Genomic DNA, 11,848 nt, shown 5'->3' with positions numbered 1-11,848 from the left:
GGTGCATCGGGTGACGGAGGAGACGACGATGGCATCGCCGCCCGAGCTCGCCGAGCCGCACCGGGAACACCGCGCGGCGCGCGACGGGGAGCCGCACATCGGCAGCTTCGCGGCCGAGCACCTCTCGCCGACCTACCCGCAGCGTGCGCCCTGGGGAACGGCGCAGCGCCTGCGGGCGTGGCAGGCCGAGGCGCTCGACCTGTACTTCGGGCTGGACGGTCCTGACGGCCCGGGCAGTGGTCCCCGCGACTTCCTCGCCGCGGCGACCCCGGGCGCCGGCAAGACGACCTTCGCGCTCCGGCTCGCGAGCGAGCTGCTTCGCCGGCGCGTCGTGAACCGGATCGTCGTCGTGGCACCGACCGAGCACCTGAAGACCCAGTGGGCGGATGCCGCGGCCCGCGTCGGGATCCGGCTCGACCCCGCCTTCAGCAACCGGCACTCCGCGCCCGCCCGCCAATACCACGGGGTCGCGGTCACGTACGCCCAGGTCGCGGTGAAGGCATCCGTCCACCAGCGTCTGACGATGGATGCGCGCACGCTGGTGATCCTCGACGAGGTCCACCACGGCGGCGACGCCCTGAGCTGGGGCGATGCGCTGCGTGAGGCGTACAGTCGCGCCACGCGACGGCTGCTGCTGTCGGGCACGCCCTTCCGCAGCGACACCGCACCCATCCCGTTCGTGGAGTATCACCCCGACGCGAAGGGCATCCGCGTCTCGCGCACCGACTACGCCTACGGCTACCGGCGCGCGCTCGAGGACGGCGTCGTCCGCCCCGTCATGTTCCTGGTCTACGCCGGACACATGCGCTGGCGCACCAAGACCGGTGACGAGATGGAGGCGCACCTCGGGCAGGACAACACGAAGGACATCACCTCCCAGGCGTGGCGCACCGCCCTCGACCCCGAGGGCGACTGGATCCCGGCTGTCCTGCGCTCCGCCGACCGTCGCCTGACCGAGGTGCGGGAGCACGTTCCCGACGCCGGCGGCCTGGTCATCGCGACCGATCAGACGGCGGCACGCGCCTACGCCGCGATCCTGCAGCAGCTGACGGGGGAGCCGCCGACAGTGGTCCTCTCGGACGAGGCGGAGGCGTCCGGGCGCATCGAGAAGTTCTCGAAGAGCACCAGTCGCTGGATGGTCGCGGTGCGGATGGTGTCGGAGGGCGTCGACGTGCCGCGCCTCGCCGTCGGCGTCTACGCCACCAGCGCCTCCACCCCGCTCTTCTTCGCCCAGGCCATCGGGCGCTTCGTGCGTGCGCGCCGCCGCGGCGAGACCGCGAGCGTGTTCCTGCCGAACGTGCCGCAGCTGCTGGCCCTCGCGGGCGAGATGGAGCGGCAGCGCGACCACGCGCTGGACCGCGACGCCGACGGCGACGACGAGTGGAACGCCGAAGAAGACCTCATGAACGCGGCGGAGCGCGAAGACAAGGCCTCCGATGCGCTCGAAGAGGAGTTCACCTATCAGGCGCTGGGCTCGCTCGCGCACTTCGACCGCGTGCTCTTCGACGGCAAGGAGTTCGGACAGCTGGCCGTCCCCGGCACGCCCGAGGAGGAGGAGTTCCTGGGCATCCCGGGGCTGCTCGAGCCCGATCAGGTGCATGAGGTGCTGATGTCGCGCGTCTCGCGCCAGTCCCGTCACCGCGCCGCCCGGGAGGCGCGCGCCCTCCGACAGGAATCCGGTCAGGAGGCCCCGGAGGCGGATGCGGCGCCGCCGCAGGCGCTGCACCGCACGCTGAAGGAGCAGCGTCAGCTGCTCAACAGCCTCGTCGGTCTCTACGCGCGGCAGTCCGGCGAGGCGCACGGCCTCGTGCACGCGGAGCTCCGGCGCATCTGCGGTGGTCCGGCGGTCTCGCACGCCACGGTGGCGCAGCTGCAGGCGCGCATCGACGTGCTGCGCACGCGCGTCCGCTCCTGAGCGTCTGCGGACCTAGACTCCCGGCATGCCCGCGAGGTACTCGTTCACGTCGCGCTGGCTCGTGCCCGCTCCTGCCGACCGCGTCTGGACGGAGGTGGAGCGGATGCTGCGCCCCGGCGCGGATCGCCGGTGGTGGCCCGGTCTGACGCTGCCGATGGCCCCTCGCCGCCTGGTGCCGGGCGAGCGGATGGTGCTCGCAGTCCGCAGCCCCCTGGGATACGTCCTCCGGATGCGATTGCAGCTCACCGAGATCGCGCAGGGGCGTTCGGTGAACGCCGCGAGCGACGGCGACCTGCGGGGCGGGGGGCGTGTCGTGGTGGACGAGGACGGAGCCGAGGCATCCGTCGTCACCTTCCAGTGGGATGTCGAGACCCGGCGGCGATGGATGAACGCCACCGCGTGGGCGTTGCGCCCGGCGTTCGAGCGGGCGCATGCGCACGTCATGCGCCGCGGCGAGCAGGGCATGGGCGCGCTGCTCGCGGGCGCCCGTTCGGAGCCCCGAAATACTGGCAATCCTCGGTTTTCGCACGGGCGGCGCGGGGCCGCTGGCTACCGTTGACGGGTAGACCCGTGCACGCGCCGAGCGCGTATTCGATCCGGCGCCCGCATCGCCGACTGGAGGCCAGAGTGAGCGCGCCCGCCGCACCGACCGATCGCGATCGACGGCGCTGGGCGAGGTACCTCGTCAACGAGCGCGCCGAGGCGCGGGTGTATCGCGAGCTTGCGGACCGGCGCACCGGCGAGGAGCGGGAGATCCTCCTCGCCCTGGCCGAGGCGGAAGGCCGTCACGAGGACCACTGGCTGCAGCTGCTGGGTGCCGAACCCGCGCGACTGCCGCGGCCGGATGCCCGCACCCGCCTGCTCGGCTGGATGGCCCGCAGCTTCGGGTCGATCTTCGTGCTCGCGCTCGCGCAGAACGCCGAGGCGCGCTCGCCGTACGACGACGAGCCCTTCGCGAGCTCGCGCATGGCTGCGGATGAGAAGGTGCACCACGAGGTGGTCCGCGGCCTGGCCGCGCGCGGACGGCGACGACTCTCCGGCACGTTCCGTGCCGCCGTCTTCGGCGCCAACGACGGACTCGTGTCCAACCTCGCCCTGGTCATGGGCATCGGCGCGACGGGGGTCTCCGGCCAGTTCGTGCTCTTCAGCGGCATCGCCGGACTGCTCGCCGGCGCGCTGTCGATGGGCGCCGGCGAGTTCGTCTCGGTGCGGTCGCAACGGGAGCTGCTGGCGGCCACCGAGCCCAGCGACTACGCCGACGGCGCCATCCCCCACCTGGACATCGACGCCAACGAGCTGGCGCTGGTGTACCGCACCCGCGGCATGCCGGAGGCGGAGGCGTCCGCGCGGGCGCGGCGCGCCGTGCAGGCGGCCCGCGCGCTCGGCCAGGGCAGGGCCGAGACCGGCCCGATCACGGTCGCCGACCACGGCGAGGTCGTGGGCACGGCGTGGGGCGCCGCCCTGTCGAGCTTCCTGTTCTTCGCCTCGGGGGCGATCATCCCGGTGCTGCCCTGGATCTTCGGGCTCGCCGGCACGGCGGCCGTCATCGTGGCGCTCCTCCTCGTCGGCGTCGCGCTGATGTGCACCGGGGCGGCCGTCGGCCTTCTCTCGGGGGCTCCACCGCTGCGTCGCGCGCTGCGTCAGCTCGCCATCGGATTCGGCGCCGCGGGCATCACCTACCTGCTCGGACTGCTCTTCGGAGTGTCGCTCGGCTGACGCGCCCGGGGCCCGGCGGGATTCGTTGAACAGTGGGCGACGTGGTAATGTCATTCCTCGGTTGCGAAACCGGAAACCACCTGCGCGGGTGGCGGAATAGGTAGACGCGCTAGCTTGAGGTGCTAGTGCCCGTATAGGGCGTGGGGGTTCAAGTCCCCCCTCGCGCACACAGTGGAGAAGGCCCCCGGCAGGGGGCCTTCTTTCGTGTGCGGCGCACGCCGCCTCGCGGCGGCACGGCGCGGAAACGGAGCGGAAACGAGTGCCAGGTAGGTTGGAGCGCATGCCTGCACCCGATCCCGCACTCCCCGAAGTCGCCTCGGTCGCGCGCGATCTGATCCGGTTCGACACGACCAACCACGGCGGAGGCCGATCGGCCGGCGAGCGCGAAGCGGCGGAGTACGTCGGCGCCTACCTGGAGCGCCTCGGCCTGGAACCCGAGTACTACGAGCCCGTTGCGCGCCGCACCAACGTCATGGCGCGCGTTCCCGGGCGCGACCGGGACAAGCCGGCGCTCGTGCTGCACGGCCACCTCGACGTCGTCCCCGCGATCGCGGAGGACTGGAGCGTCGACCCCTTCGAGGGCGTCGTCAAGGACGGACTGCTCTGGGGCCGCGGTGCCGTCGACATGAAGGACATGGACGCGATGATCCTCACGTCGGTCGCCGACATCCTCCGCGCCGGAGAGCAGCCCGAGCGTGACATCGTCCTCGCCTTCTTCGCGGATGAGGAGAACGGCGGGATCGAAGGATCGGCTCTCGTCGTGGAGAACCGCCCGGAGTGGTTCACGGGTGCGACCGAGGCCATCAGCGAGGTCGGCGGCTACTCGATTCCCGTCGGCGACCGGCACGCGTACCTCCTGCAGGTCGGCGAGAAGGCCCTGGTCTGGATCCGCCTGGTCGCCCGCGGTCGCGCCGCACACGGGTCCAGCGTCCACGCCGGGAATGCGGTGACGCGCCTGGCGGAGGCCGTCGCGGCGCTGGGGCGCACCGCCTGGCCGGTGACCCTCACCGACACCACGCGCGAGATGACCGAGCGGCTCGCCGAGATCATGGGCCGCCCGGCGGACGACCCCGACGCGATCGCGCGTGCGACGGGCGCGGCATCCGGATTCCTCTGCTCGACCCTGCGGACGACCACCAACCCCACCGGGCTCGTCGCCGGCTACAAGCACAACGTCATTCCCGATCGCGCGGAGGCGCTCGTCGACGTGCGGGTGCTCCCCGGCACCGAGGACGCCGCGCTGGCCGAGATCCGCGCCATCGTGGGCGACGACGTCGCGGTCGAGATCGTGCACCAGGACATCGGCCTCGAGGTGCCGTTCTCGGGCGCACTCGTCGAGGCGATGACGGCTGCGCTGGGCCGCCACGACCCCGGGGCGCCGGTGGTGCCGTACCTGATGGGCGGCGGCACCGACAACAAGGCGCTGGCGGCCCTCGGCATCGCCGGATACGGCTTCGCGCCGCTGCGGCTGCCGGCAGACCTGGACTTCACGGGCATGTTCCACGGCGTCGACGAACGCGTGCCGATCGACGCGCTCGTGTTCGGCCAGTCCGTGCTCACCGACCTGCTGCGCACCTACTGAGAATCGAGCGGATGCCGCCACCGCCGGCATCCGCCCTGTACGGCTGAAAGGCGCCCATGCTTCTCGAAGCGATCATCCTCGGCTTCGTCCAGGGACTGACCGAGTTCCTGCCGATCTCCTCCAGCGCGCACCTGCGGATCCTGGGGGAGTTCCTCCCGTCCGCCGAGGACCCGGGGGCCGCGTTCACCGCGATCACGCAGATCGGCACCGAGGCGGCCGTCGTGGTGTTCTTCTGGCGCGACATCGTGCGCATCATCGGGCAGTGGTTCCGCTCGCTCGGCGGTCGCGTGCCCCGCAACGACCCGGACGCGCGCCTGGGCTGGCTCATCATCATCGGCTCGATCCCGATCGTGGTCCTCGGCCTGCTCTTCCAGGACCAGATCGAGACGGTCCTGCGGTCGCTGTGGATCACCGCGGTCATGCTGATCTTCTTCGGCGTGCTGCTGGGCATCGCCGACCACGTGGGTGCCAAGAAGCGCAGGCTCCAGGACATGACGATAGGACACGGCGTCATCTACGGCTTCGCCCAGTCCCTCGCGCTCATCCCGGGGGTGTCGCGGTCAGGCGGGACGATCACCGCGGGGCTGTTCATGGGATACGAGCGGGCCGCGGCCGCCCGCTACGCCTTCCTGCTGGCGATCCCCGCGGTCTTCGGCAGCGGCTTCTTCCAGCTGTTCAAGAGCCTCGGGGAGCCGGGGGTCTTCACCCTCGGCGAGACCGCCGTGGCGACCGGTGTCGCCTTCATCGTCGCGCTCGGAGTCATCGCGTTCTTCATGAGCTGGATCTCCAAGCACAGCTTCCTGCCGTTCGTGCTCTACCGCGTGGCCCTCGGCTCGCTGCTGCTCGTGCTGTTGAGCATGGGCGTCATCCAGCCGTAGCAGCGGCCGGCGCGCTCAGCGGCGCGGGTCGTCGCGTCCGGGCTTGCTGGGCCCGTCGCCGGGCTTGCCGTCGGTGCGGCGGAGATACCGCTCGAACTCCTGCGCGATCGCGTCGCCCGAGGCCTCGGGCGAGTCCCACGTGTCGCGGGTGCGCTCGAGCTGGCGGATGTACTCGGTCATCTCCTCGTCGTCGGCCGCGGCCGCGTCGATCGACGCCTCCCAAGCCGCGGCCTCGGTGGCGAGATCGCCGCGCGCCACCGACGCGCCGGTGAGGTCCTCGAGCCGGTCGAGGAGTGCCAGGGTCGCCTTGGGCGACGGGGTGTGGCCGGCGACGTAGTGCGGCACGCTCGCCCACAGGCTCGCCGAGGGGATGCCGGCGCGCTCGGCGGCATCTCCGAGCACGCTGAGGATCCCGACCGGTCCTTCGTACGTCGAGCGCTCGAGGCTGAGCGCGCCGCGCAGCGCCTCGTTCTCGCTGCCGGCGAAGACCGAGATGGGGCGCGTGTGCGGGACGTCCGACATCATCGACCCGATGCCGACGAAGCCGCTGATGTCCTCACGGAGGGCGACGTCGATGAACTCGGAAGAGAACGCCTGCCACGCGCGCGCCGGCTCGACGCCGGTCAGCAGCCAGAGCTGCGTGCCGCGCGTGGCGTGGGCCGGGCGCAGGAGCGTGGCCTCCGGCCAGCGCAGCGAACGGCCGCCGTCGCCGTCGGCGGTGATGTGGGGCCGGGTGTACTGGTAGTCGAAGTACAGCTCTGGATCCACCGAGAAGACGGTCTCGTACGACCCGCCCTCGCGCAGCTGCGTGATCGCGGACGAGGCGGCTTCACCCGCGTCGTTCCATCCGTCGAACGCGGCGACGAGAACCCGACGACCCAGTCCGTCCACGAAACCTCCTCCGCCCACGCAACCGGCGGTGGCGGGCTGCTTCCAGGATAGGCCCCCCTCTCGGAGGGGGGCCGGAGGCCCGTCGGTAGGATTGGACGGTGAATCAGCCTCGCCCCGCCGCCGTCCTGTGGGACATGGACGGCACCCTCGTCGACACCGAGCCCTACTGGATGGCAGCCGAGACCCCGTTGGTGGAGAGCTTCGGCGGCTCGTGGTCCCACGAGCAGGCGCTCGGCCTGGTGGGACTGGGGCTCGAGGACTCGGCCCGCATCCTGCAGGGCACCGGCGTCCGCATGAGCACCGACGCCATCGTCGACCACCTCACCACGGAGGTCATGCGGAGCCTCTCCGAGACCGGGGTGCCGTTCCGGCCCGGCGCGCGGGAGCTCCTCGGCGACCTGCGCGCCGCGGGGATCAAGACCGGTCTGGTGACGATGTCGATGCGGCGCATGGCCGAGACCGTCGTCGACCTGATCGACTTCGACGCCTTCGACGTCGTCGTCGCCGGGGACGACGCCACCCGTCCGAAGCCGTTCCCCGACCCCTACCTGCAGGCGTGCGAGGCGCTGGGGGTCGCACCCGAAGACACCGTCGCGATCGAGGATTCGCCCAACGGCCTGCGTTCTGCGGTGGCGTCGGGCGCCTCGGTGATCGGCGTGCCGCTGATGGTGTCGCTCACGGGTGCCGGCGCGCACGCGCTGTGGGACACGCTCGAAGGCCGGACGGTGGACGACATCACGACGTTCCACGCCGCGCGACGCGCCCGCCTGGCCGCCGGCGCGCACGCCGTCCAGGAGCCGGCGCGATGACCGGGCCGCTCGAGCAGCCCCGCGGACCCTTCCGCTTCGGCGACCGCGTCCAGCTCACCGGGCCGAAGGGCCGTCTGCACACCATCACCCTGCGCGAAGGCGGTGAGCTGCACACCCACCACGGCGTCCTGCGCCACGCCGACCTGGTCGGGCAGCCGGACGGATCGGTCGTCGCCAACAGCGGCGGCCACGAGTATCTCGCCCTGCGCCCACTGCTGCGCGACTTCGTGATGTCGATGCCGCGGGGCGCGGCGATCGTCTACCCGAAGGACGCCGCGCAGATCCTGGCCGAAGCAGACATCTTTCCGGGCGCCAGCGTCGTGGAAGCCGGCGTCGGCTCGGGAGCCCTGTCGCTGTGGCTCCTGCGAGCCGTCGGCGCTGAAGGGCGCCTGGTGTCGTTCGAACGGCGCGAGGACTTCGCCGCCGTGGCCCGCGCGAACGTCGAGACGTTCATCGGCGCGGTGCCGGGCAACTGGAGCGTGGTGGTGGGCGACCTCGCCGAGCAGCTGGCGGACGCCGTGCCCGCGGCATCCGTCGACCGTGTCGTCCTGGACATGCTGGCGCCGTGGGAGTGCATCGACGCGGTCGCCGACGCGCTCACCCCGGGTGGCGTGGTCGTCTGCTACGTGGCCACTGCGACGCAGCTGAGCCGCGTGGCGGAGTACATCCGGGGGACCGGTCTGTTCACCGAGCCGGACGCGAACGAGACCATGGTCCGCGGCTGGCACGTGGAGGGCCTGGCGGTGCGCCCGGATCACCGCATGGTGGCGCACACCGGCTTCCTGGTGTGGGCGCGCCGCCTGGCGCCGGGGGCGGTCCCGCCCGAGGTGAAGCGCCGCGCTTCGAAGTCGAGCTACGGCGACGAGGACGTCGAGCTGTGGACCCCGGGCGCGGTCGGCGACCGCCAGATCACCGACAAGAACCTGCGCAAGCGCGTTCGGGAAGCGGAGCGTGCGGCGGAGGGCGCGCGCCGGGCGGCCGGACGCGCGGACGACCCCGCCGGCGGCTGAGCCCGTGCACGTCGTGCGCCCGGCGCGCATCTAAACTGTTCCGGTGCGCAAGATCCCCGCTGCCCTCGCCGTCCTCGGTCTGACGACGCTCGGTCTCGCCGGCTGCTCGCTGCTGCCGGGCGGTGCCGACTGCTCGCGCGCGGCGGTGTCCGATCCCGAGCTGATGGAGCTCATCACGGTCACCGGGGACGTCGCGGACGAGCCCGAGGTCGACCTCTACACGCCGCTCAGCGTGCCGCAGCTCGCGTACGAAGACGTCGTGACGGGCGAGGGCACGGCGATCACGACGGACGACCAGCTGATGGTCGTCGACGTCGCCGTCTTCAACGGGGCCACCGGAGACCCGATCGTCTCGACGCCCTACGACGGAGACCTGTCGCGAGTCTCGTCCCCGGCGCAGTGGGCCACCACCTTCCCGACGTTCGAAGACGTCCTCGACTGCGCGACCGAGGGCTCTCGCATCGCCGTCGCCATGTCGCAGGACGATCTCGGCGACGGCGTCGCAGCCAGCTTCCAGCTCGAGGAGGACGACAGCATCGTCACCGTCGTCGATGTGCGCAAGGTCTATCTCGCCGCCGCCGACGGACAGAACCAGTTCAACAGCGGCTTCGGGCTTCCCAGCGTCGTCCGGGCGCCCGACGGGCGTCCGGGTCTCATCATCCCCGACGGCGCGCCGCCCGCCGACGTCGTCGTCCAGACCCTCAAGAAGGGGTCTGGCGACGAGGTCACCGGCGAGCAGCCGGTGCGCGTGCACTACACCGGCGTGGTCTGGGGCGAGGACGAGCCGTTCGACACCACGTGGGACTCCGAGCCCGCCTCGCTGACGCTGGACGCCGTCGTGCCCGGGTTCGCTGAAGCGCTTGCGGGTCAGACAGTCGGCTCGCAGGTGATGGTCGTCATCCCGCCGGAGCAGGGGTACGGCGACGAGGACCAGGGCGCCATCCCCGGCGGATCGACCCTCGTCTTCGTGATCGACATCCTCGGCCTGGACGCGCCCCCCGCCGAGTGATCCGGCTCCGGCCGGTCCGGCGTCACCGGCCCTAAGATGGGCGGGTGCCTGCCACCGTCGCCGCGAAGATCCCGCCCGAGGAGCGCCTCGTCAACCTCGTGGTGGCTCTCGTCGCGACCGACCAGGGGCTGACCAAGGACACCATCCTCACGTCCGTCGCGGGCTATCGCGAGCAGAGTCAGGCGGGGGCCTCGAAGGATGCGCTCGAGAAAATGTTCGAGCGCGACAAGGAGTCGCTGCGCGGCCTCGGCGTGCCGATCGAGACGATCGGCGACTGGGCCGACCCCGATGACCTGCGCGAGGCGCGCTACCGCGTGCCGACGGCGGAGTACGAGCTTCCCGAGGACATCCAGTTCACCCCGGCCGAACTGGCGCTGCTGACGCTGGCCGGCGGGGTCTGGAGCGAGAGCTCGATGTCGGACGACGCCCGCAGCGGCCTGCGCAAGATCCGCGCGCTCGGCGACCTCGTCGACGAGCCGATCATCGGCTTCTCGCCGCGGCTCAGCATGCACGATCCGGCCTTCCTCCCGCTGCAGCAGGCGATCGAGCTGAGCCGCGTCGTCGGCTTCCCCTATCTGAAGCCGGGGGAGGAGGCGCCGCGCACCCGCAGGGTGCAGCCGCTTGCCCTGGTGGAGTACGAGGGCCGCTGGCACGTGTTCGGCATCGACCTCGACGTCCGCGCCGACCGCACCTTCCTCCTCTCGCGGATCGTCGGACCGGTGACGGTCACCCGCACGCCGTTCGACCCGGCGCTGCGCGAGGGGGCGGGCGAGCGCGCGCTGGCGGGGCTGGAGGAGGTGGCCGCCCGCAACTCGGCGCTGCTGGAGGTGAACCCCGGCACGGAGGCCGCCCTCCGCCTGGCGCGGCGCGCACAGCCCGCGGAGCAGGGCATCCGCGTGCCCTACGTCGACGTGCACATCCTCGCCGACGAACTGGCCTCATACGGACCGGAGGTGCGCGTGGTCGAACCCGCCGACCTCCGCGACCGGGTGATCGACCGCCTCGCGGCCACGCGCGATCTCCACGGCGGCGTGTCATGACCGGTCGCCGGCCGCTGGTCGCCACCGACCGCGCGGCTCTGATGCTCCAGCTCGTGCCGTACCTCATCGGCAAGGGCGAGGTGTCGCTGGCCGAGGCTGCGGACGAGTTCGACGTGTCGCCGGAGCAGATGCGCTCCATGGTCGAGAAGCTCACCGTCATCGGACTCCCCGGCGAGCGGGGCTACTGGCAGATGGCCAACGACCTGTTCGACATCGACTGGGATCTGCTGGACGAACGAGACCTCATCGTCATCACCAACTCCGTCGGGCTCGAGAGGGCGCCGAAGCTGACCGCGCGCGAGGCGGCCGCCCTGCTGGCCGGACTCCAGCTCGCCCGCTCGATCCCCGGGATCGGCGACACCGAGCTGTACGCAGGCCTGCTGGCCAAGCTCGCGCGCGGAGCGTCGAGCACCCCCGCAGAGGTGATCCTCGCGCCCGAGCCGGTCGACACCGCCCGTGACCTCGTCGCCGACGCGCTGCGGCGGGGCGTCGCCGTCTCGTTCACGTACAAGGCGCCGGATGCCGCGCCCACGACACGCACCGTGGACCCGGTGAAGGTGCACATCGCGAGCGGCCAGTGGTACCTGCAGGGCTGGTGCCACCTGCGCGAGGCCATGCGCACGTTCCACCTGGACCGCGTCAGCGACCTCGTGCTCACCGACATCGCGAGCACGCACGCCGGGGAGCAGGCGCCGGACTGGTTCGACACGGATGCGGGCGACGTGGTCGCGCGCATCCGCTTCCCCGAGGGGGTCGCGCCCCTCCTGGGGGACTACCTCGACCGCGCGACACTCGAGACGAAGGACGGCGTGACCATCGCCACCATGCGGGTCGCCGACGAGCTCAGCCTGCGCCGGCTCGCGGCCCGCCGCGGCGGCCTCGTCGAGGTCCTCGAGCCGGAGGGGGCGCGCCGCGCCGTCGCCGAGTGGGCCGACGCCGGGCTCGCGCAGTATCGCTGAGCCGCGGCATCCGTGTGCCCGGCATATTAGACTGGTCGC

Annotated in this window: 11 protein-coding genes and 1 tRNA gene; 11 read left to right on the top strand and 1 reads right to left on the bottom strand. The window is 72.0% G+C overall.

What is annotated here, in order from left to right; translation table 11 throughout:
• Nucleotides 1-28 precede the first annotated feature (28 nt).
• The 6 genes from IR212_RS08575 (at nucleotide 29) to IR212_RS08550 (ending at nucleotide 6,091) form a co-directional block, all read left to right on the top strand.
• On the top strand, nucleotides 29-1,915 hold the full coding sequence (locus IR212_RS08575; RefSeq protein ID WP_194395539.1) for a DEAD/DEAH box helicase: 1,887 nt from the start codon (nucleotides 29-31) through the stop codon (nucleotides 1,913-1,915).
• Between the two features lie 25 nt (nucleotides 1,916-1,940).
• Nucleotides 1,941-2,474 carry an SRPBCC family protein gene (locus IR212_RS08570; RefSeq protein WP_194395538.1) on the top strand — a complete coding sequence of 178 codons (534 nt, stop codon included), beginning with the start codon at nucleotides 1,941-1,943 and terminating at the stop codon, nucleotides 2,472-2,474.
• 68 nt (nucleotides 2,475-2,542) lie between these two features.
• Entirely contained in the window at nucleotides 2,543-3,631 is a 1,089-nt protein-coding gene (locus IR212_RS08565) for a VIT1/CCC1 transporter family protein (protein ID WP_194395537.1), read from the top strand.
• An 82-nt stretch (nucleotides 3,632-3,713) separates the two neighbouring features.
• A tRNA-Leu gene (locus tag IR212_RS08560) sits at nucleotides 3,714-3,798 on the top strand.
• Nucleotides 3,799-3,911: 113 nt separating this feature from the next.
• A complete protein-coding gene (locus tag IR212_RS08555) occupies nucleotides 3,912-5,213 on the top strand; it encodes a M20/M25/M40 family metallo-hydrolase (RefSeq protein ID WP_194395536.1) in 1,302 nt (433 codons plus the stop codon).
• Between the two features lie 56 nt (nucleotides 5,214-5,269).
• Nucleotides 5,270-6,091, top strand: a complete 822-nt coding sequence (locus IR212_RS08550; protein ID WP_194395535.1) for an undecaprenyl-diphosphate phosphatase — start codon at nucleotides 5,270-5,272, stop codon at nucleotides 6,089-6,091.
• 15 nt (nucleotides 6,092-6,106) lie between these two features.
• Here IR212_RS08550 and IR212_RS08545 read toward each other — a convergent pair whose 3' ends face one another.
• Nucleotides 6,107-6,982: a PAC2 family protein gene (locus IR212_RS08545; protein ID WP_194395534.1), complete on the bottom strand. Its 876-nt coding sequence runs from the start codon at nucleotides 6,980-6,982 to the stop codon at nucleotides 6,107-6,109.
• Nucleotides 6,983-7,080: 98 nt separating this feature from the next.
• On the opposite strand from IR212_RS08545, the gene IR212_RS08540 reads away from it, so the two are divergent.
• From IR212_RS08540 to IR212_RS08520, 5 genes are read left to right on the top strand one after another with little or no spacing between them, the layout of a single operon-like run.
• A complete protein-coding gene (locus IR212_RS08540) occupies nucleotides 7,081-7,791 on the top strand; it encodes an HAD family hydrolase (RefSeq protein ID WP_194395533.1) in 711 nt (236 codons plus the stop codon).
• Nucleotides 7,788-8,801 carry a tRNA (adenine-N1)-methyltransferase gene (locus IR212_RS08535; RefSeq protein ID WP_194395532.1) on the top strand — a complete coding sequence of 338 codons (1,014 nt, stop codon included), beginning with the start codon at nucleotides 7,788-7,790 and terminating at the stop codon, nucleotides 8,799-8,801. Before IR212_RS08540 ends, IR212_RS08535 begins: the two co-directional genes overlap by 4 nt.
• 43 nt (nucleotides 8,802-8,844) lie before the next feature.
• Nucleotides 8,845-9,810, top strand: a complete 966-nt coding sequence (locus IR212_RS08530; protein ID WP_194395531.1) for an FKBP-type peptidyl-prolyl cis-trans isomerase — start codon at nucleotides 8,845-8,847, stop codon at nucleotides 9,808-9,810.
• Between the two features lie 44 nt (nucleotides 9,811-9,854).
• Nucleotides 9,855-10,850, top strand: a complete 996-nt coding sequence (locus IR212_RS08525; RefSeq protein ID WP_194395530.1) for a helix-turn-helix transcriptional regulator — start codon at nucleotides 9,855-9,857, stop codon at nucleotides 10,848-10,850.
• Complete coding sequence (locus tag IR212_RS08520; RefSeq protein ID WP_194395529.1) at nucleotides 10,847-11,809, top strand: helix-turn-helix transcriptional regulator; 963 nt, start codon at nucleotides 10,847-10,849, stop codon at nucleotides 11,807-11,809. Before IR212_RS08525 ends, IR212_RS08520 begins: the two co-directional genes overlap by 4 nt.
• Nucleotides 11,810-11,848 lie beyond the last annotated feature (39 nt).

This window comes from Microbacterium atlanticum, assembly GCF_015277815.1.
Classification (GTDB): domain Bacteria; phylum Actinomycetota; class Actinomycetes; order Actinomycetales; family Microbacteriaceae; genus Microbacterium; species Microbacterium atlanticum.
Note: the sequence above shows the minus strand (reverse complement) of the source record. Positions and strands in the feature narration are given on the sequence as shown.